The 18,440-nt window shown below is 50.5% G+C and carries 20 protein-coding genes; 16 read left to right on the top strand and 4 right to left on the bottom strand.

Annotated features, from left to right (window positions below):
• The first annotated feature begins 137 nt into the window (after positions 1 to 137).
• From AC5JLP_RS23180 to AC5JLP_RS23155, 6 genes are all read left to right on the top strand, one after another.
• The gene (locus AC5JLP_RS23180; protein WP_496070329.1) at positions 138 to 923 is read left to right on the top strand and encodes an NYN domain-containing protein; all 786 of its coding nucleotides are present in this window, start codon (positions 138 to 140) and stop codon (positions 921 to 923) included.
• Between the two features lie 54 nt (positions 924 to 977).
• Complete coding sequence (locus AC5JLP_RS23175) at positions 978 to 2,846, top strand: NAD+ synthase (protein ID WP_496070328.1); 1,869 nt, start codon at positions 978 to 980, stop codon at positions 2,844 to 2,846.
• 290 nt (positions 2,847 to 3,136) lie between these two features.
• Positions 3,137 to 3,736: a peroxiredoxin gene (locus tag AC5JLP_RS23170; protein ID WP_496070327.1), complete on the top strand. Its 600-nt coding sequence runs from the start codon at positions 3,137 to 3,139 to the stop codon at positions 3,734 to 3,736.
• Between the two features lie 147 nt (positions 3,737 to 3,883).
• Positions 3,884 to 5,209, top strand: coding sequence for a cytosine deaminase (locus AC5JLP_RS23165; protein WP_496070326.1), 1,326 nt, complete (start codon positions 3,884 to 3,886; stop codon positions 5,207 to 5,209).
• Positions 5,210 to 5,309: 100 nt separating this feature from the next.
• The gene (gene pdxA / locus AC5JLP_RS23160) at positions 5,310 to 6,446 is read left to right on the top strand and encodes a 4-hydroxythreonine-4-phosphate dehydrogenase PdxA (protein WP_496070325.1); all 1,137 of its coding nucleotides are present in this window, start codon (positions 5,310 to 5,312) and stop codon (positions 6,444 to 6,446) included.
• Positions 6,447 to 6,827: 381 nt separating this feature from the next.
• Positions 6,828 to 7,049 carry a DUF4327 family protein gene (locus AC5JLP_RS23155; RefSeq protein ID WP_496070324.1) on the top strand — a complete coding sequence of 74 codons (222 nt, stop codon included), beginning with the start codon at positions 6,828 to 6,830 and terminating at the stop codon, positions 7,047 to 7,049.
• Positions 7,050 to 7,065: 16 nt separating this feature from the next.
• Here AC5JLP_RS23155 and AC5JLP_RS23150 read toward each other — a convergent pair whose 3' ends face one another.
• Both AC5JLP_RS23150 and AC5JLP_RS23145 read right to left on the bottom strand, forming a co-directional pair.
• On the bottom strand, positions 7,066 to 7,443 hold the full coding sequence (locus tag AC5JLP_RS23150; protein WP_496070323.1) for a hypothetical protein: 378 nt from the start codon (positions 7,441 to 7,443) through the stop codon (positions 7,066 to 7,068).
• 186 nt (positions 7,444 to 7,629) lie between these two features.
• Complete coding sequence (locus AC5JLP_RS23145) at positions 7,630 to 7,980, bottom strand: hypothetical protein (protein WP_496070322.1); 351 nt, start codon at positions 7,978 to 7,980, stop codon at positions 7,630 to 7,632.
• A 241-nt stretch (positions 7,981 to 8,221) separates the two neighbouring features.
• Between AC5JLP_RS23145 and cdf31 the strand changes: the two genes are divergently transcribed.
• The 3 genes from cdf31 (at position 8,222) to AC5JLP_RS23130 (ending at position 11,408) form a co-directional block, all read left to right on the top strand.
• Positions 8,222 to 9,145 carry a CDF family zinc efflux transporter Cdf31 gene (cdf31, locus tag AC5JLP_RS23140; RefSeq protein ID WP_496070321.1) on the top strand — a complete coding sequence of 308 codons (924 nt, stop codon included), beginning with the start codon at positions 8,222 to 8,224 and terminating at the stop codon, positions 9,143 to 9,145.
• Between the two features lie 282 nt (positions 9,146 to 9,427).
• Complete coding sequence (locus AC5JLP_RS23135) at positions 9,428 to 10,999, top strand: metallophosphoesterase family protein (RefSeq protein ID WP_496070320.1); 1,572 nt, start codon at positions 9,428 to 9,430, stop codon at positions 10,997 to 10,999.
• Between the two features lie 190 nt (positions 11,000 to 11,189).
• Complete coding sequence (locus tag AC5JLP_RS23130) at positions 11,190 to 11,408, top strand: hypothetical protein (RefSeq protein ID WP_496070319.1); 219 nt, start codon at positions 11,190 to 11,192, stop codon at positions 11,406 to 11,408.
• 27 nt (positions 11,409 to 11,435) lie between these two features.
• Here the strand turns inward: AC5JLP_RS23130 and AC5JLP_RS23125 are convergent, their stop codons facing one another.
• Positions 11,436 to 13,031, bottom strand: coding sequence for an Hsp70 family protein (locus AC5JLP_RS23125; protein ID WP_496070318.1), 1,596 nt, complete (start codon positions 13,029 to 13,031; stop codon positions 11,436 to 11,438).
• Between the two features lie 116 nt (positions 13,032 to 13,147).
• Between AC5JLP_RS23125 and AC5JLP_RS23120 the strand changes: the two genes are divergently transcribed.
• The 5 genes from AC5JLP_RS23120 to AC5JLP_RS23100 all read left to right on the top strand — a co-directional run bounded on the left by AC5JLP_RS23120 (position 13,148) and on the right by AC5JLP_RS23100 (position 16,794).
• Entirely contained in the window at positions 13,148 to 13,447 is a 300-nt protein-coding gene (locus AC5JLP_RS23120) for a DUF2442 domain-containing protein (RefSeq protein ID WP_496070317.1), read from the top strand.
• Positions 13,448 to 13,492: 45 nt separating this feature from the next.
• Positions 13,493 to 13,780, top strand: coding sequence for a hypothetical protein (locus AC5JLP_RS23115; protein WP_496070316.1), 288 nt, complete (start codon positions 13,493 to 13,495; stop codon positions 13,778 to 13,780).
• 20 nt (positions 13,781 to 13,800) lie between these two features.
• Entirely contained in the window at positions 13,801 to 14,007 is a 207-nt protein-coding gene (locus AC5JLP_RS23110) for a type II toxin-antitoxin system HicB family antitoxin (RefSeq protein ID WP_496070315.1), read from the top strand.
• Positions 14,004 to 14,219 carry a type II toxin-antitoxin system HicA family toxin gene (locus AC5JLP_RS23105; RefSeq protein WP_496070314.1) on the top strand — a complete coding sequence of 72 codons (216 nt, stop codon included), beginning with the start codon at positions 14,004 to 14,006 and terminating at the stop codon, positions 14,217 to 14,219. The genes AC5JLP_RS23110 and AC5JLP_RS23105 overlap by 4 nt, the downstream gene beginning before the upstream one ends.
• 244 nt (positions 14,220 to 14,463) lie before the next feature.
• A complete protein-coding gene (locus tag AC5JLP_RS23100; protein WP_496070313.1) occupies positions 14,464 to 16,794 on the top strand; it encodes a Tex family protein in 2,331 nt (776 codons plus the stop codon).
• Between the two features lie 79 nt (positions 16,795 to 16,873).
• Here AC5JLP_RS23100 and sfsA read toward each other — a convergent pair whose 3' ends face one another.
• The gene (sfsA, locus tag AC5JLP_RS23095; protein ID WP_496070312.1) at positions 16,874 to 17,593 is read right to left on the bottom strand and encodes a DNA/RNA nuclease SfsA; all 720 of its coding nucleotides are present in this window, start codon (positions 17,591 to 17,593) and stop codon (positions 16,874 to 16,876) included.
• A gap of 5 nt (positions 17,594 to 17,598) precedes the next feature.
• On the opposite strand from sfsA, the gene AC5JLP_RS23090 reads away from it, so the two are divergent.
• Together AC5JLP_RS23090 and AC5JLP_RS23085 are read left to right on the top strand one after the other, a co-directional pair.
• Entirely contained in the window at positions 17,599 to 18,171 is a 573-nt protein-coding gene (locus AC5JLP_RS23090) for a hypothetical protein (protein WP_496070311.1), read from the top strand.
• Positions 18,172 to 18,179: 8 nt separating this feature from the next.
• Positions 18,180 to 18,395 carry a hypothetical protein gene (locus AC5JLP_RS23085; RefSeq protein ID WP_496070310.1) on the top strand — a complete coding sequence of 72 codons (216 nt, stop codon included), beginning with the start codon at positions 18,180 to 18,182 and terminating at the stop codon, positions 18,393 to 18,395.
• Positions 18,396 to 18,440 lie beyond the last annotated feature (45 nt).

Here is an 18,440-nt window from a genome sequence, read left to right as displayed (position 1 = left end):
ACTCGCTGTATCGCAAGATTCTCGGCGACCGCCAATCAAGAACGCTAATGATTAATTTTTGGACAAATTTCAGAAATAACTTTATTTCTGAACGTCAAATCGATAGTGGAGTAAAATAATTTCTAAAAATTATGATTATGAGTAGAGAAGTGCAATTTAAGTCCGATCGCTTAGCTGTGTTAATTGATGCCGATAACGCCAATGCAGAGTTGATCGAAGCTTTGCTGAAAGAAGTGGCGAAATATGGCACCTCTCATGTGAAACGTATTTATGGTGATTGGACGAATACGCAGCTTGGTAAGTGGAAAGATAAACTCAATAAATTTGCGATTCAGCCGATGCAGCAGTTTCGCTATACAACAGGCAAGAATGCAACCGATAGCGCCTTAATTATTGACGCAATGGATTTGCTGTATACACGTAGCTTTGACGGTTTCTGCATCGTTTCGAGCGATAGTGATTTTACCAGACTTGCCAGTCGTATTCGCGAATCTGGGCTGGTCGTGTACGGCTTTGGTGAGAAAAAGACACCCGAAGCCTTCATCAGTGCTTGCGACAAATTTATTTATACTGAAATTCTAGCGCAATCAGAAGATGCCAGTCCGGTTGAATTTGCAAGCGACAAGGTGCAAGAAAAAACTAACAATACACCTAGCGCTACTTCAGACACCACAGCGGTAGCCAGTCAAAAGCTGAAAAGTAATAAAAAAATAATGAACCTTCTTAAGGATGCGTATGAGGCCGTTGATGAAGAAAATGGATGGGCAAATTTAGGAGCGATTGGAGGACAGCTTACTAAGTTATCACCATCGTTTGATCCAAGAAATCACGGCTATAAAAAGTTGAGTGATTTGATTCAAGCCACAGGTCGCTTTGAGGTCAAGAAAACGCCTAAAGGTACGCATATCAAGGCGAAGTCTTGATTGAGTTGAAGATATTACTTCTCAAATTGATGATCACCAGAATCCTGACTAATTATGAAGATTGCGATCGCACAGCTTAATCCCACCATTGGCGATCTAACAGGCAACGCGCAAAAAATTTTGGCAGCCGCACAACAGGCAGCCAAGCAGAGCGCACGTCTCTTGTTAACCCCAGAACTTTCGCTGTGTGGCTATCCGCCCCGCGATTTGCTGATGAACCCTGGTTTTATAGCCTCAATGGCAGAGGTGTTAGAGCAATTAGCTAACGACTTGCCGCGATCGCTCATTGCCTTAGTAGGAACTGTCGAAATCAATCCACACGCTCTCGCAAAAGGTGGGAAACCCCTCTTCAACAGCATGGCGCTTCTCGAAGACGGCAAAATCCAGCAAATCTTCCACAAGCGTCTTCTGCCCACCTACGACGTGTTTGATGAAGACCGCTACTTTGAGCCAGGGCGGGAAGCGAATCATTTTGTGTTGAAAATTGGGAGTCAGGAGTCAGAAATCAGAAATCAGAAATCAGAAATTAGCAGTCAGAAATCAGAATTAATTCAAAGCTCAAAACTCTCTTCCCCTGCTTCCCCTGCTTCTACTCCACACCCTACTCCCCATACCCCACATCCCACGCCCTCCTCCCTCCGGATCGGCGTGACCATCTGCGAAGACTTGTGGAACGATGAAGAGTTTTGGGGCAAACGCAGCTATACCGTGAACCCGATCGCGGATTTAGCGCAGCAGGGCGTTGACCTCACCATCAATTTATCTGCGTCTCCCTACACGGTTGGCAAACAGCATTTGCGCGAAGCCATGTTGCAACATAGTGCCGTGCGATTTGCTCAACCCGTCATCTATACCAATCAGGTCGGTGGGAATGATGACCTGATTTTTGATGGTTGTAGTGTGGCCTTTAACCGACAGGGCGAACTGGTGTGTCGCGCTCGTGCCTTTGCAACGGATTTGGTAACGCTGGAATTTCGTGACGGCGATTTGCAGCCCACTACAACACACGCGCTACCAGAGAGTGCGGACGCTGAGATTTGGGCAGCATTGGTTCTGGGTGTGCGGGACTATGCTCAGAAGTGTGGCTTCTCGAAGGTCGTCATTGGCTTAAGCGGGGGCATTGACTCAGCGCTGGTTGCCGCGATCGCCGTAGAAGCACTCGGTTCCGACAACGTTTTGGGCGTTCTCATGCCCTCAACCTACAGTTCGGATCATTCAGTAAAAGATGCCCTGGCACTAGCAAAAAACCTGGACATTCATACAGAAACCTTACCCATCGGTAACTTGATGCAGGCGTATGACCAGACGTTTGCCCATCTCTTTGCAGGCACCGAATTTGGGCTGGCAGAAGAAAACATTCAATCACGGATTCGCGGCAATTTATTGATGGCAATCTCCAATAAATTCGGGCATCTGCTGCTGTCTACAGGCAACAAATCCGAAATGGCAGTTGGTTACTGTACCCTGTATGGCGACATGAATGGTGGGTTAGCCGCGATCGCCGATGTGCCCAAAACCCGCGTCTACTCGTTGTGTCAATGGTTGAATAGCCATCAGCCGTCAGCCATCAGCCATCAGCACTTAGAGCTCAAAACTCAAAACTCAAAACTCAAAACTGAAGTCATTCCTCCCAACGTCCTCACCAAACCTCCCAGCGCCGAACTCAAACCCGGACAAGTTGATCAGGACTCACTTCCCGACTACGATACCCTGGATGCCATTCTGTCGCGCTTGATCCATAACCATCAAACCTTGGATGAAATTGTGGCAGCCGGGTATGACCCTCAAATTGTGCATAAAGTCGTGAAGCTGGTGACACGCGCTGAGTTCAAACGGAGGCAGGCTCCACCCGTGCTCAAAGTGACCGATCGCGCATTTGGAACGGGTTGGCGAATGCCGATCGCGAGCCGCATCACACCATAATTTTTAAGTCGCGCTCATGCAACGGCTGACAAGAGACTGTTCAGTTTCCACAACGGTTGTGTACGCTTTAGGGACTGTGCTGGACGATCGCGAGTAGGGCGCGATCGTCACTCCACGCGCCTTCGCAAACCCTTACTCAAAATCGTTATGACTATGATATATTTGTAACAGTTTGTAAGCAGTGAGTCGTTGTCAGCAGAAAATCTGTGTACGACTGACGCTGCAAATACTATATCAATCACGTGTGCTGCACGATTAAGACGCACCCACTATTAGGAGACTACTATCTCATGACTCAAGAAGGATGCTTGCGCGTTGGGCAATCGGCTCCCGACTTCACAGCAACGGCTGTGGTAGATCAAGAGTTTAAGACGATTAAGCTGTCCGAATACCGTGGCAAGTATGTTGTACTGTTCTTCTACCCGCTTGACTTTACCTTTGTTTGCCCCACCGAAATCACAGCGTTCAGCGATCGCTATGATGAGTTCAAGCAAGTAGGTACCGAAGTGTTGGGCGTCTCCGTTGATAGCGAGTTCTCCCACCTCGCCTGGATTCAAACCGATCGCAAGAGTGGTGGTGTAGGCGACCTCAACTATCCCCTCGTTGCCGACATCAAGAAAGAAGTGAGCAGCGCTTACAACGTGCTTGACCCTGATGCAGGTATCGCTCTGCGCGGTCTATTCATCATTGATAGAGACGGTATTATTCAGCATTCCACCATCAACAACCTGTCTTTTGGTCGGAGTGTTGATGAAACTCTGCGAACCTTGCAAGCCATTCAGTATGTGCAGTCTCACCCCGATGAAGTTTGCCCCGCAGGTTGGAAGCCTGGTGATGCCACGATGAATCCTGATCCGAAGAAGTCGAAGGAATACTTTGCGGCTGTCTAGCTTTTGACTGACGTTTATTCGCGTTCAATCATTAACGTTAATGGTGGGGTGGGCTTTTGCTCACCCTACCCTTTTATGGGGAATGCTTAAACTCAATGGTTGAACCAGGCAGCCCTTTCCGATTCCTCATCTATCGAGACAGTGTTCATGATTCCGGCTTGCGATCGCTATTGGCTCAAAAATGCTCACCTGCCACTGCCGCTGCTAGCGCATGGTGCAAGCAGTCCCATTCTCCCACCTGAGACTCAGCAGCCTTTATGTGACGACTTTCAACTGGTTGACATTGAGATTGTGAATGGTGTCATTGCCACGATCGCCTCAGCCGGAAAAGCACCTGAAGGCCACCCCTCTGTTGACCTTTGCAGCGGCATTGTGTTGCCTTGCTTTGTCGATTTGCACACGCATTTGGACAAAGGCCATGTGTGGGAGCGCACTCCAAATCCTGACTGTACCTTTAATCGCGCGATTGCGACAACCCAGGCAGATGCCCAGAAATACTGGGATGCAGAAGATGTGTATCGTCGGATGGAATTTGGGCTGCAATGCAGCTATGCTCACGGCACCAGAGCTTTGCGCACGCACCTTGATGCCGCAGGCGAACAGGGAACCCTCAGCTTTGGTGTCTTTAAAGCCCTCCAAACGGCATGGGTCGATCGACTGATCTTACAGGCCGCTTCTCTGGTATCGCTGGATTACTACCTCACGCCTAAAGGCGAACCGCTTGCTGATCGGGTTGCTGAACTCAATGGCATTTTGGGGGGCGTTGCCTACATGAACCCAGAGATTGAGGCACAGGTCGATCGCACGTTTACGCTGGCAAAAGCCCGCAACCTCGATCTAGACTTTCACGCGGATGAAACCAATGATCCAAATTCCACAACCCTACGGATCATTGCTGAGGCAGCCATGCGACATCAATTTCAGGGTCAAATTGTGTGTGGTCACTGCTGTAGCTTAGCGGTGCAAGATCCCGAAACGGCACAGAGGACGATCGCGTTGGTGAAGGATGCTGGCATTGGTATTGTCAGCCTACCCATGTGCAATCTGTACTTGCAAGATCGACAAACGGGACGCACACCACGTTGGCGAGGTGTGACGCTGCTACACGAACTCAAGCAAGCAGGCGTACCCGTTGCGATCGCCAGCGATAACTGCCGCGACCCCTTTCACGGCTTTGGTGATCACGATGGGTTGCAGGTCTTTAGCCTCTCGGTCAAGATCGCTCACCTGGATCGACCCTATGGAGCGTGGTGCCGTGCCATTACATCCAATCCAGCAGACTTGATGGGTTTGCCTACAGTAGGACGTATTGAGGTCGGGCTACCAGCCGATCTGGTTTTGTTTAAGGCCCGTCGCTACAGTGAGTTGTTGTCTCGTTCTCAGCACGATCGCGTAGTGCTGCGGTCTGGTCGCGCGATCAACACAACCCTACCCGACTATGCCGAATTAGACGATGTGATTGATAAAACATAGAATGCTAGCACCTGGATTTGCTACGCGATCGCATCGACAAATGGTGCCGTACACACATCACTACAGTGGTCTAAGGTGCTGTAAGAACGGAATGCAAATCATGTCTAACCCAACCTCCTTTCGCCCTCAATTAGCCGTTACATTGGGTGACCCAGCAGGCATTGGTCCCGAGGTCGCGCTTAAAGCTCTGGCGTATCCACCAAAGGATTGTGACATCACGATCGTTGGAAGTCGATCGCTCCTCTCAGCAACTTACCAGCAGGTGCAATCGCGGCACCCAGAACTTACCCTCGCGCATCCTGACAGGCTGAACGTGTTCGATGTACCACTTTCTTCTGTTGAGCAAACCATTGTCCTGGGACAAGAAAGTGCTGCTAGTGGTGCTGCTAGCTTTCACTATCTTGAAACTGCGATCGCTCAGGCACTGGCAGGTACCTTTCAGGGCATCGTCACAGGCCCCATTTCTAAAGCAGCTTGGAGTGCAGCCGGACACGCCTACCCTGGGCAAACGGAACTTTTGGCAGAACAGGCAGGCGTTGACCGCTTTGGAATGATGTTTGTGGCGCGATCGCCCAATACGGGTTGGGTTTTGCGCACGCTGCTGGCTACCACTCATATTCCCCTGCGCCAGGTAGCAGATACTCTCACGCCAGAACTCCTCACCCGCAAGCTCGATCTGTTAATCGAATGCCTGCGATGTGATTTTGGGATTGAAGCCCCGCACGTTGCGATCGCGGGTCTGAACCCTCACAGCGGCGAACAGGGCAAACTAGGGCATGAAGAGCAAGTCTGGCTGATTCCCTGGCTGCAATCAATGCGCTTGAGGTTCCCCAACCTCAAACTAGACGGCCCTGTGCCGCCCGATACGCTATGGGTTAAGCCAGGGCAAGCGTGGTTTGGTCAGATGCAGGAGGCAGAGGTCAGGGGGCAGGAGGCGGTGGGGGCTTTGCAAACTGCTTTTAACCCTGCTGACGCTTATCTGGCGTTGTATCACGATCAGGGGTTGATTCCAGTGAAATTGATGGCGTTTGATTGTGCTGTGAATACGTCGATCGGGTTGCCCTTTGTGCGAACATCACCAGATCACGGCACCGCTTTCGACATTGCAGGGCAGGGAACGGCAGATGCATCTAGCATGAGAGCGGCTCTTGACCTTGCAGCGGAACTATGTCGCAAGCGTTGTTCTTTACAAGAAAAAGCGGGAATCGTCAAGCCCTTAGCCCACGATCGAGCGTGATACCAACGCTTCATCACGAGAAGCGATAGAGATCACTTAACCCCAAAAGGCTGTGTGCTACGCTTATAGGCCTCATAGCATTTTTTAATGTATTGCAACAAAACCTTAAAATATCCCCTGAATTCACGGACTGCTGGAGCCTCTAATGTCAAAGTTACAGGGAATCTAGTTAGGATTTGATGACTTTTTCAACGGTTCTTAATACAATCGAAGAGGGTTTAGCGCGAAAATGAAATCTGTTCAGTATAGAGGATTACAATCCTACCTCTACTAAATTTAAGCCTCAGTTTCTATCTATTCCTACTCTTACTGCAACTTCGAGTCGAGCTAAACAAGCCCTCAGTCTTGACAACACTCCATTAGCCAGCCAAAAGGGTGATTATGCTTCAATCTGCACAGTATTCTCTCAACATGATCCAGGACGAAGCTCGCGAACTCGTTCGCAGAGGCAAAGTCAGTCGGCAACAGCCTATCTATATTCTTTGCCAGTACATTCCAGCACGCGAGTGGGCGTTCGTTGAATGCGAGTTGGAACGCTGCAATTTTTTATTGCGCGATCGAATTGGGGACTTAGTTGGTCGTGAAGAGTGGGAAAACGACTAACGCTGGAGTGCTAACTTCAAGAGGCGGTGTTCTCGTTTCTCAACCGCTCTAATTCAGCCCGCATCGCCACAATTTGCGCTGTCAATTCCTGTAGCTCCAATTGAACATCTGGTGGTGCAGAGGGCGTCGTCACGGTGGTACTCGATGTCCCTCCTGTTGGGGAACTTGCACTGCGCTGGGTCAACAGTGTATCTACAAAATTACGAGCCTCTTGCTCTGTAATTTCTCCCTTCTGCGCCCACTCAGCCGATAAAATGCTCCAATCCTGGTTCAACTTTGTAAGATTCTCATCACGCTTGGCAGGATCTTGTAGTGCTTCTACCAAGGAAGCCGTCGCACCGAGTGTAATGCGGAACCCTTGCTGGAAGAGTTGTACAAATTTGTCAGAATTCATCGCAACCGTTTCCTCTTATAGTCAGCGGACAATTTAAGCCTATTCTACAGACGCGGGGTTGACAAATGCTGTCATAGGGAACAAACAGGCAAGCGGCAGACTTTCCTACAGCTTTGCTGCATGGGAATGTTTCAACTTGCAAGTTTCTCCAAGACGCACAGGCAGCGCATGGTGTGGATAGTGACCCTAGCTAGCTTGTTCTAAATACTGGTTGACGTCTTCTACCAAACGGCTGAGTTCAGCTTCAGTCGTGAGGCGAATGCGATCGTCCCGTAGCGTAATGAGAACTTTGGCAGCGAACGGCGTTGGCCAAATGTTGGGATTGCAAAAAATTTCGAGAAACACGTCGCCTGTGTACTGGTATTCCATCGGTTTCTGTGGCGTCGCTCGACCAACCGGAGCTGTTTTGGCGGCGATCGCTTTGAGGCTTGCCATCAACTGGGAGAGGGCTAACTGTAAATCCTTCGCAGCCTGGGGGGTAAAGCTGATCGCCACAGACCCTTCAACGAGATTAATGGTGAACCGAGATGCAGACATGCGTGGTTGAATCCTACGATCGGCACTCTAAATCGTACTGGCGATCGCAACTGAAAAGATCTTTTCTTTAGGAATTAACTGATTCAGCTTGCAAAATGCTTTAGCTCCTTGCTAGGCGTCGCGCTGCTGACTGGCTGCTGCTACTGCACGATCGCAGCAATGGTCAACTACTGCAAAACTTTGCTGCTAAGGGCAAACCACCAGTGGTGAAGGCACAACTGCTGTCCTAAAGTAAGGGGAAATGAGTTTGATTAAAGCTGTGGTTATCGATCATCGATCGCAGGTGCGCAAAGTTCTGCTTATCACACTGCTGCTCAACCTGTTTGTCATGCTGCTGAAGGCTGGTGTGGGCTGGTTGACTGGGTCACTCAGCTTGCTGGCTGATGCTCTACATAGCGTGACTGACAGCGCCAACAATATTTTGGGATTAATTGCCAGTCGATTTTCGTCACCCGAACCCGATCGCGATCATCCCTATGGGCATCAGAAGTTTGAAGCCGTCGGTGCGCTTGGGATTGCGGCCTTTTTGGGTATTGCCTGTTTCGAGATTTTGCAGGGCGCGATCGAGCATCTGATCAAACCGAATCATGACCCGGTGAAAATTTCGCCTCAAGAGCTGTGGTTGCTGCTGATTGTGCTGGGAGTAAACATCTTTGTGGCGTTTTACGAGCGTCGGGAAGGGATGCGCGTTGGCAGTGCCATTTTGATTGCTGACGCGAAACACACCATGAGCGATATCTGGGTGACAATTAGCGTCCTTGGAGGTTTGATTGGCGTTTGGGCATGGGGGCTGCAATGGCTGGATGTCGTACTAGCCTTTCCGGTTGCCATTTTAGTGTTTTACAGCGGTTGGTCTGTGCTGAAAGACAACCTGCCGTCACTTGTGGATGAGATGGCGATCGCGCCCGAAGCCATTCATGCGATCGCTATGCAGGTACCAGGGGTACTCAACTGCCACGACATCGCTTCTAGAGGTATTGTGGGGCGTCAGATTTTCATTGAAATGCACCTTATTGTGAGTGCACCAGATGTTGAGACTGCGCATCAAATTACCGAAGCTGTCGAAGATCGACTAGAAGAACGCTTTAGTCCCGCTCGCATTTTGATTCACGTTGAGCCACCGTCATACATATCAGACCACATCACCTATGAGCACAAGCCGTGAAAATGCCGAGCTAGAACACATCCCTCCTTCAAAAATGAAAGCCCCAGGTTGCCCTGGGGTTTTGGAGTCATCAGCTCTTTGCACTTATGAAGGTAAGGGAAATCGCGAGGCTTTTACTCTGTCTAAAGACGGAGGAATGCTGAAACTGAAGCTAAAGCGGCCTTGATTGACCCGTAGCAAGATTGAAGTCAGACGAACTTGGTCGCTACAATCAGCACGAGCGATCGCTGGCCGAGCGATGCTAAAACGGCGTGAAAGGCTGAAACGGGGAGCGAAGCTGTCATGGAATTTGTAATCGACCCACCGATCGCGACCAAAATCCGCAAGATGGAGCAGCGGGTGCGCTGGCACCATTCTGCAATCAAGCAACGGGGCATCGATCAAACGCGTCTGGCACTAGACGACGGACGGGAAGACAGTCCAGAGTTTTCCTTTCTGGTGCTGGGTGATAGTGGTTCTGGGCCTCATCGCGGTCACAACCCGCAGCGCCGCATTGCCGAACAAATGCTACAGCATCAGGACGAATGTCGCTTTGTGCTGCACACGGGCGATGTCATTTACCTGACCGGATCGAGCGCCTACTATCCTGCCAACTTTATTGAGCCATATCGAGAATTTTTGATTGGAGGGGAGCAGTTTAAGCACATTGCGTACGATCGCATGGTCTTCAAGCGGCCCTTTTTACCTGTCCCCGGCAACCACGATTACTATGACATGCCATTGCTCTATGGCGTGCTGTCACAGCTTACGGTACCGCTCCGTCAACTGCTTCAGTCGCAGCTCGACCTGGATGTGAGCTGGCGAGGCTCGGTGCAGGGTAACGCTTACGCCCGCGCTTTTATGGACTATCTGAAAGCGCTTAAGCCTGGTGTCGATTTAGAACGGCATCTAGACACCCATTACACCGCAAAAACGGATACAGGGCGCTGTTTGAGCTACCAACCGGGACAGTTTACCCGTCTTCCAAATCGGTATTACACCTTTCGATCGGGTGGTATTGATTTTTTTGCACTAGATTCCAATACCATCAATGCTCCCATTCCTTTACCAGATACGCCTGTTGGAGAAAAATATCGTCGCCATCTAGAGCAGCAGCGCACAGATGTAGACAATCAAATGCAGGAGATTTTGATCACGCTCGCTAAGCTAAACGCGAACGATGCAGACGATGCCGAGCGCATTGATGACCTGCAAGCCAAGCTAGAGCAACTCAACGAGGTCAAAAAAGACATTACCAAACAACTGGATTCAAACGAGACGACTGAAACCGATTTGCATCAACTCGATTGGCTCCAGCAAAAGCTCGTCGAATCGTGGCAAAACGAGGCCGTGCGAGGACGCGTTCTCTTTTTCCACCATCCACCTTACGTTACAGAGGCAACTAAATGGCATCAGGCTCAAACGCTGGCGGTGCGCTATCGTTTGCGGCAGGTATTGGATGCAGTTGCGGCAACGATCGGCGAATGTTCCCAAGGGCGCGCGATCGTGGATCTGGTGCTATGTGGACATGCTCACTGCTTGGAATATCTGCACACGCTTGAAACTGGACATGCTGATGCCCATACAAACTGGATTGTGTGTGGCGGCAGTGGCTTTAGCTTGCGACGACAGCGCGAAGAAGGCCCAGACGTAACCGAAGTGTTTGGTCAGCCGGGAGGAGAAGAACGCCTAGTGGCTCGGTCAAAGCTCTTTATCGGGCGCAGCGGGCAGGGGTTACACCGACGACGACCGTACTCGTTTATTCGGATTGATGTGCAGCCGGGAACGCCACCGAAATTTGTAGTGCGTCCTTATGTGGCAGAGCGGTTCCACAAGCAATGGGATGATTATGCGATCGACCCCTTTACGCTTTAGCGGGCACCCGATCGCTCCATGCCCCGACTCGATCTTTTGCTTCACCCAAAGGAAGTATTGCTCCTTCCGGGAACAACGGTGATTGCGCTGTAGCACCCAAAAAGCCAGGTTCATTCCCTACTCACCGTAAGAATGAACCCGCTTTCGTTGCAAACTTAGCTGCTTTGCGGATAGGCAAGGTTTAGGCTTTATGGATGAATATCAAGGGGCACAGGCAATGAGAGTGTTGCTGACTCTTTTAGAGTTTATTGAGTTTTTAGTCACACCTGTTGGGTTAGCAGTTGGTCTTTGGGCTAGCTTCTACTTTCCTCTAGTCCAACTACTCAATTTCAACCTGGAACTCGCGTCGCTGCTACCAGCCGTTTTGGCAATCAATCTCTATTTTGCACTGACGCAGCTTAGCGATTAAATGAGCGGACAAATCAAGGATGGTTGCTCAACTTAGTTGCACAACCGGTTGATCATCGATCAGCGTTTGTAAGGCCAGCAGATCTTCGACCGTGATGCGGAGAAAGCGCTGTTCATCGACGCGAAACAGCACCTTGATGCGATCGCTCCCTGGATGTCCCAGCGGCTCAAGCCTGGCAATACTGCGAGCACCGTCACGATCGTTCAGCGGTTGAACTTGATGGCTACTGTCAACCCGTCGAGTTAGCAGGCGATCGCCATCAAAATAGACCTCCGTTTGATTGGTGTCTGCGCCCAATTCGCCAATGACGAGCTCGATGCTGGGTTGGTTGTCCAACGAAGCTCCCAGCAGCAATTGCACCGAATCGCTCATGGGGTAGGACTGCCCCGCTTTGATCAAAGGATGCCAGCTATGGCGGCTGTGGCGACGATCCCAATAGCGAATGCCGTAGCCGTGATAGAGAAAGTCTTTGATCTCTACGCCCTGGCTGAGTTGCAAAGCACCATGCGCGATCGCCTCAAATGGTTTTTCACATCGCACTTTACGTTCGTCAAACGCTTGCTTGACCCAGGTTTGTACCGCTGGAATTTGCGTCGTGCCCCCTACCAGCAATACTGCGTCAATGTCTCCCAACTCTAACCCCTGCCGTCGCGCTTGCTGTAAGACCTGAGCTAAACACTCATCCAGTTGGGCAAAAAATTGGTGCTGTTGCAGAATGTCCTCAAAGCGATCGCGGCTGAGTTGCAGGTCATAACTCTCAAAGGTTTCGTCGTCAAAGTAGACTTCCTGTGCCTGCGGTTGCAGCGAAAGCTGAATTTTCAATCGCTCTGCCAATCGCGTGGTGAGGGACGTAACTGCTAAGCCCTGCGTTTCGGCAAAATAATCGACTAGCCAGTGGTCAATATCCGATCCGCCCAGGTTTTGCCCTGCTTTTGCTAGCACTCTCGCGGTCTTGGGCTTCTGTCCCGACTGTTCTGCAAAGGATTTTTGCCCCCACTTGAGGATGAACCCCAGCGGCTTTGTCTGTGCCTGAGCCGCATCCAACCGCACCAGAGAGAGATCCAATGTACCGCCGCCAAAGTCAATGACCAGCAGCGTTTCTCGATCGGTCAAACCATATCCCAATGCGGCGGCTGTGGGTTCATCCACCATGCGCACCTGCTCAACCTGTAGCGACTCGCACACCTTTCCTAACCAGAGACGGTACGCCTCAAAGCTATCAACGGGCACCGTGAAGACGATCGACTGTCCCGCATCCGGTTCAACGGTTTTAAGCTGCTGCACCAACTGTGTGAGAAACCACTGTCCCACCTGCTCAAACTGAAGGGTGCATCCATCTAATACAGGTAAAAAGCCCTGCACGCTAGAGCCAATGCCGCGCTTGAAGTTGCGAAAGAAGCGAGGGTCAGTGGTTAAATCCAGGGCACGATCGCGTACAGCCTGACCAAGCACCACCTTGTCGTGGCTGGCATCTTCCACATAAAGCAGGCTCGGTATCAGCGGCGGATTCTGGCCGGAGCGATCGCTCATGCCAGGGAGAGAAAGGGTTTCTGGTTGCTGTGTTGCCCGATTCCAACGAGCAATCACCGTATTACTAGTGCCAAAGTCGATCGCAATACCCATGCCGTTCTAAATAGTTCAAATGCGCGTCTCTTTTAAGACAATAGCAATCATCTGTTTACAGAACACAGTCTGAAGTGTGAACTGATTAAATATGAAAACACTGTTGAAGGCTTAGCATGACTACTTTGACGCTTGAGATCGAACCGTTTGCAGCACAAGTTAACGTCACAGACGAAAAGCTAATGGTGGCTTTGGTGGATGGACGAAGTTTAACGGTTCCTTTAGCCTGGTATCCTCGCTTACTCCATGCTTCGCAGGAGGAACGGCAAAATTGGCAACTTTTAGGTGATGGTTACGCGATCGAATGGGTCGATTTGGATGAACATACTAGCCTTGAAGGTCTGCTGGCAGGAAGACACAGCGGAGAAAGTCCTCACTCCTTTGAGCGATGGTTGGCATCACGGGAAAAGTCATGACAACATCTCAGACATCCTTTTGGTTATCAGTGAGACAGTGGTTGGATGTCGATCTGTAAAAATTTAGGCAGTGGTTTTGTTCAGGCGATCGCGCCCAATGTTGTAGCTAAGAGTGTGAAGTGCATGAAAACTAAGCTTATTTTGACCGAGAAAGACATCAAACGTGCGATCGAAGAATACCTGGTTAGCACCAATCAAGGCAAAGCCACATCGATTCGACTGGAGCAGGGTAATAATGACGTTTCGCCTGATCCTAGAGAATATTCTGCTTTCTACGCCGAAGTTGAATTGGATGTCGAGGGAGACGGCATCGAGTCAGTAGAATTGAACTAGCCATAGTGGAGACGGTTTCAATGGATCTCACGATCGAGCTTGAGCAAGAAGAGGACGGACGCTGGATTGCGGAGATTCTTAACCTGCCCGGTGTTCTTGCTTATGGGCATACTCAAGAAGACGCTGTGGCAAGAGTTAAGGCGCTAGCCTTTCGCGTTTTAGCTGAGCAAATCGAGAATGGCGAGGAGGCATCTAAGCTCGAACATGTTGCCTTTCTTGCTGCATGAGTCAGTGGAAAGCAACCAAAGCGAGGCGGGTGCTGTCAACTTTATTACTCATTGGCTGGAGTGTGAAGCGAGAGACTGGTGGCTCACATAAAGTTTTGTCGCGCCCTGGCTGGGAAGACGTTGTGTTTGCGTTCCATGATGGCGAAGAGATTGGACCCAAGATGTTGGCACGGATTGCGAAACGTACTGGGCTAAAGCCAGGAGATTTGTAGTCGTTTTACAGTTGACGCTTCGATAGCAGGATGAGTTGAATGGCTTCTCGCAGGCTCTAGCGGGCTTCCTCTAGCGTCCGTTCTTGAACATTTGCACCCGGTAATTCTTGTACATAACCAAGGTACCAACCCTGAACTTGTTCAAAAACGCCCGTAAACGTGCTTTCCATGATTCGTCTTGCTCAAAGGGCTATACCCACCTCATTCTCAGACTATCCTAGAAAAGCTGATGTGATGAACTGTGATGCTGAACATTTCTCAACTGCTGGCAGACGAGCTTAATCTCAAACCGTTTCAGGTGAGCAATGCGCTCGAACTCTTTGCCGAAGGGTCAACCGTGCCGTTTATTGCGCGCTACCGCAAAGAGCGCACGGGCGAAATGGATGAAACCCAGTTGCGGGATCTGTCCGATCGCCACACCTACCTGACCGAGCTGGAAGAGCGCAAGAAAGCGATTTTAGAGTCGACCGCTCAGCAAGACAAACTCACGCCTGAACTGGAAGCCAAGATTACGGCGTGTTTGCAGAAAAACGAACTCGAAGATCTCTACCTGCCGTACCGTCCCAAGCGCCGCACTCGTGCCACGATCGCGCGTGAGAGAGGGTTGGAACCACTAGCCGCGTTCATCAAAGCGCTCAACAACCCCACCGCTGCATCTGCCGACCTAGCAACCGAAGCCGCCAAGTACGTTTCCGCTGAAAAAGGCGTGGCAACGGCTGAAGATGCCTTGAAAGGTGCATCTGACATTCTGGCAGAGGAAGTGGCAGAAAAGGCAAACCTCCGGGCCTACCTGCGCGAATACCTCATGGCGGAGGGCGTTTTAACCTCCAAAGTGAAAGGCGACCATCTCGAAGGCTCGACAAAGTTTGAGATGTATCGCAGCTATCAGGCAAAGGTAAAGGCGATCGCATCTCACAACCTGCTGGCGCTCTATCGCGGTGAAGACGAAGACATTTTGGATGTCGAATTGACCTTCGATGAAGACAACGTTTTGTCCTATTTAGAATCGCAGGAACTAAAAGCCAAACAGCGTGAGGTTCGCGCGTTCTACCGTGACCTGCTCAAAGATGCCTTCCATCGCCTGATGAAAAACTCGCTCATCACCGAAGTGCGATCGGCAAAGAAGGTGGAAGCCGATGTGGAATCCATCAGCACCTTTGAGGCAAATTTGCGGGAACTACTGCTGTCGGCTCCGGCTGGTATGAAGCCCACACTAGCGATCGACCCCGGTTTCCGCACAGGCTGCAAAGTAGCGGTACTTGATCAAACAGGGAAGTTTCTGGAATACCAAACCATCTTTCCCCATCAAGCTGCTGCGCAACGAGTGCAGGCAGGCAAGACACTTACGACGCTGATTGAACGCTATCAGGTGGAATTGATTGCCATTGGCAACGGCACGGCTGGACGCGAAACCGATGAATTTGTCACCGAAGTGTTGCAAGCGCTGGAACGTAAACCCATTAAAGTGATGGTCAATGAATCGGGTGCATCCATTTATTCTGCTAGCCTAGTCGCGATCGCCGAATTTCCTGATCAAGACATCACCGTGCGCGGTGCCATCAGCATTGGTCGTCGTCTGCAAGATCCCCTAGCGGAACTGGTGAAAATCGATCCGAAGTCGATTGGGGTGGGTCAATACCAGCACGATGTGGATCAGAAATTGCTGAAGAAAAAACTGGATGAAACGGTGGAAAGCTGCGTGAATTATGTCGGTATCGATCTCAACATGGCATCCAAAGAGCTGCTCACCTTTGTTTCCGGCATTTCGCCCACCATTGCCAATAATATCGTCGCGTATCGCACTGAGAACGGCGCGTTTGGCGATCGTCGTCAACTATTGAAAGTCCCCAAACTCGGCCCCAAAGCCTTTGAGCAGGCAGCGGGCTTTCTACGCATTCGCAACGGTAAAAATCCGCTCGACAACACAGCCGTTCACCCCGAAAGCTACAGGGTTGTGGAATCCATTGCCACCGATTTGAGCGTTCCCCTGACCCAAATCACGCAAGTGGCAGAGCGGTTGAAAAAGACCGATTTGAAAAAGTACGTGACGGACGCAATCGGGGAGCCGACCCTGCGTGACATTCTGGCAGAACTGGAAAAGCCAGGACGTGACCCTCGTGCGGAGTTCAAATACGCCACCTTCAAAGAGGGCGTGAAGGAAATGTCTAATCTCACGGTGGGTATGCAGCTAGAAGGCATTGTCACCAACGTGGCAAACTTTGGTGCCTTTGTAGATATTGGCGTGCATCAAGATGGATTGGTGCATGTCTCGCAGCTTGCCGATCGCTTCGTCAGCGACCCCAAGCAAATTGTGAAAGTCGGTCAAGTCGTGAATGTGCGCGTGCTGGAAGTGAACGAAAAACTCAAGCGCATCAGCCTTTCCATGCGTGCCGATGCTAGTGGGCAGGAGCGCAACCCACCGAAAGTGAATCCATCACCACTCCAAAGCAACTCATCTCAACCTAAAGCCAATCCATCTCAACCAAGGGTCAATTCCACTCAGCCCAAAGCGGCTACAGAGACAAAGCCTGCCACCTTGGAGGATTTGAAAGCAAAGTTTGGGAAAAAGCGGTAGAAGGCGCGATCGCAATAAGCCACAGAACCTCAAAGAGTGATGAAACAAAGCTTCTGTAACTCAAAACTCAAAACTGGTACTACATCTTCAGTTCCGCCAGACCGAGATAGCGAATCCCCAGCGGTGAGATGTCAAAGCGGCAGGGCAAAACGTGTAACCCAAGGGCGATCGCCTTTCGCAGCAAGGTTCCATACACTGGATCGGCACTGTCTCCCGGTGCAAAAAAGGGGCAGTCATTTCGATTGATAAAGTAGAGCATGACTGCCGTTGCTTCAGGTAGCAGTGCCGTCAATTCACGCAGATGCTTTTGTCCACGGGTCGTCACTGTATCGGGAAACAGCGCCACGTTGCCCTGTACCCAGGTCGTGTTTTTGACTTCGATGTAAATGGGGCGATCGCTCCCCGCCAGCAAAAAATCGACCCGACTTTTCTTGTCCTGACCATAGGGCACTTCAAGCCGAATCTCGCTGTAAGCACCCAGTTCAGGAATTGCCTTTGCCAGCAACGCCAAATTTACAACCCGATTCGGCAAGCTCGTATTCACGCCCACCCAGGTTGGCTGTGTATCACACACCTCAATCAATTCCCAGGTGTAGGGCAACTTGCGGTTTGGGTTATCGCTGGCAGACACATAGACCTTGTTGCCAGGGAGGTAAACGCCCGCCATGGGGCCAGTATTAGGGCAATGCGCTGTAATGACTTCGCTCGTCGCCAGCTCAATGTCTGCAAAAAACCGCTTGTACCGCTTGAGGAGAATACCAGGGTAAAGCGTCGGGTATTGATAAAGAAACTCAGTCATTAAGCGTGAAGAAACGACGTGACAATGCTATCCATTATGTCTATCACTATCGCTGGTTGCCCGTCTATGGGAACACTAAAACATCGTTACCGCTGAGTAAAACCGCTTTAAGGTGGTTCAAGGCAATGCAGAAAGCTCGCATTCGATTACTGACGCTATTTTTGGGTTGCGGGGCTGTGGGCTGGCTGCTCGTATGCTATCAAGCCTCTCGCGCTGTTTGGTTCCTGACGGAAGCGTTGCTGCTCTATCTAACCTGGGCTGGCACGGGCGCGATCGCGCTTTCTGTGGTCGGGGTGCTGGGATTGGTCTGGAGTGCCACGCTCTTTCATGGCAAAGCCGAGTTTTTGGTGTGGTTAGGGCTACCCTTCACACCAGCACAGCATTGGGCCGTTGAACTGCTGCTAAATTGGCTGTTCGCAATGGTTTTGATCGTTAAAATTGCTCTGACCAATCAATGGTTGCAAACAAAAGGTTGGCGTAGAACCAAAGCATTTTACCTGCTGGCGATCGTCACGAGTCTCGGTTTAAACCTGGTGCAGTTCATAAGAATCTTGTTGCCTTCTCCCTCCTATCTATAGAAAAGATTGTGAACGCTTTCAATCACACAAACACGTCTCATTACACCTCTCGCACACCTGATTACTACTTAGACAAACTGGCCTTACCCATTCGAGAAAGCTTGACCTTGGAGCAATTAGAGGCATTTCATCAACTTTTGAGTGAGGCGATACCAAAGCCATCTGCCAAGCTTGTAGATTTGAGATTCACGGTTGATCTGGTGCTTTCGCGTTTGGCTCTATAGGTAATTCAGGGAGTTAAGGGAGAAGAGTTTCTAACAAAGCACTGA

Source organism: Stenomitos rutilans (assembly GCF_059505485.1).
Note: the sequence above shows the minus strand (reverse complement) of the source record. Positions and strands in the feature narration are given on the sequence as shown.

Coding starts and splice junctions, on each gene's coding strand:
- AC5JLP_RS23180 (WP_496070329.1), top strand. CDS start 138: ATGAGTAGAGAAGTGCAATTTAAGTCCGATCGCTTAGCTGTGTTAATT.
- AC5JLP_RS23175 (WP_496070328.1), top strand. CDS start 978: ATGAAGATTGCGATCGCACAGCTTAATCCCACCATTGGCGATCTAACA.
- AC5JLP_RS23170 (WP_496070327.1), top strand. CDS start 3,137: ATGACTCAAGAAGGATGCTTGCGCGTTGGGCAATCGGCTCCCGACTTC.
- AC5JLP_RS23165 (WP_496070326.1), top strand. CDS start 3,884: ATGATTCCGGCTTGCGATCGCTATTGGCTCAAAAATGCTCACCTGCCA.
- pdxA (WP_496070325.1), top strand. CDS start 5,310: ATGTCTAACCCAACCTCCTTTCGCCCTCAATTAGCCGTTACATTGGGT.
- AC5JLP_RS23155 (WP_496070324.1), top strand. CDS start 6,828: ATGCTTCAATCTGCACAGTATTCTCTCAACATGATCCAGGACGAAGCT.
- AC5JLP_RS23150 (WP_496070323.1), bottom strand. CDS start 7,443: ATGAATTCTGACAAATTTGTACAACTCTTCCAGCAAGGGTTCCGCATT.
- AC5JLP_RS23145 (WP_496070322.1), bottom strand. CDS start 7,980: ATGTCTGCATCTCGGTTCACCATTAATCTCGTTGAAGGGTCTGTGGCG.
- cdf31 (WP_496070321.1), top strand. CDS start 8,222: ATGAGTTTGATTAAAGCTGTGGTTATCGATCATCGATCGCAGGTGCGC.
- AC5JLP_RS23135 (WP_496070320.1), top strand. CDS start 9,428: ATGGAATTTGTAATCGACCCACCGATCGCGACCAAAATCCGCAAGATG.
- AC5JLP_RS23130 (WP_496070319.1), top strand. CDS start 11,190: ATGGATGAATATCAAGGGGCACAGGCAATGAGAGTGTTGCTGACTCTT.
- AC5JLP_RS23125 (WP_496070318.1), bottom strand. CDS start 13,031: ATGGGTATTGCGATCGACTTTGGCACTAGTAATACGGTGATTGCTCGT.
- AC5JLP_RS23120 (WP_496070317.1), top strand. CDS start 13,148: ATGACTACTTTGACGCTTGAGATCGAACCGTTTGCAGCACAAGTTAAC.
- AC5JLP_RS23115 (WP_496070316.1), top strand. CDS start 13,493: ATGTCGATCTGTAAAAATTTAGGCAGTGGTTTTGTTCAGGCGATCGCG.
- AC5JLP_RS23110 (WP_496070315.1), top strand. CDS start 13,801: ATGGATCTCACGATCGAGCTTGAGCAAGAAGAGGACGGACGCTGGATT.
- AC5JLP_RS23105 (WP_496070314.1), top strand. CDS start 14,004: ATGAGTCAGTGGAAAGCAACCAAAGCGAGGCGGGTGCTGTCAACTTTA.
- AC5JLP_RS23100 (WP_496070313.1), top strand. CDS start 14,464: ATGCTGAACATTTCTCAACTGCTGGCAGACGAGCTTAATCTCAAACCG.
- sfsA (WP_496070312.1), bottom strand. CDS start 17,593: ATGACTGAGTTTCTTTATCAATACCCGACGCTTTACCCTGGTATTCTC.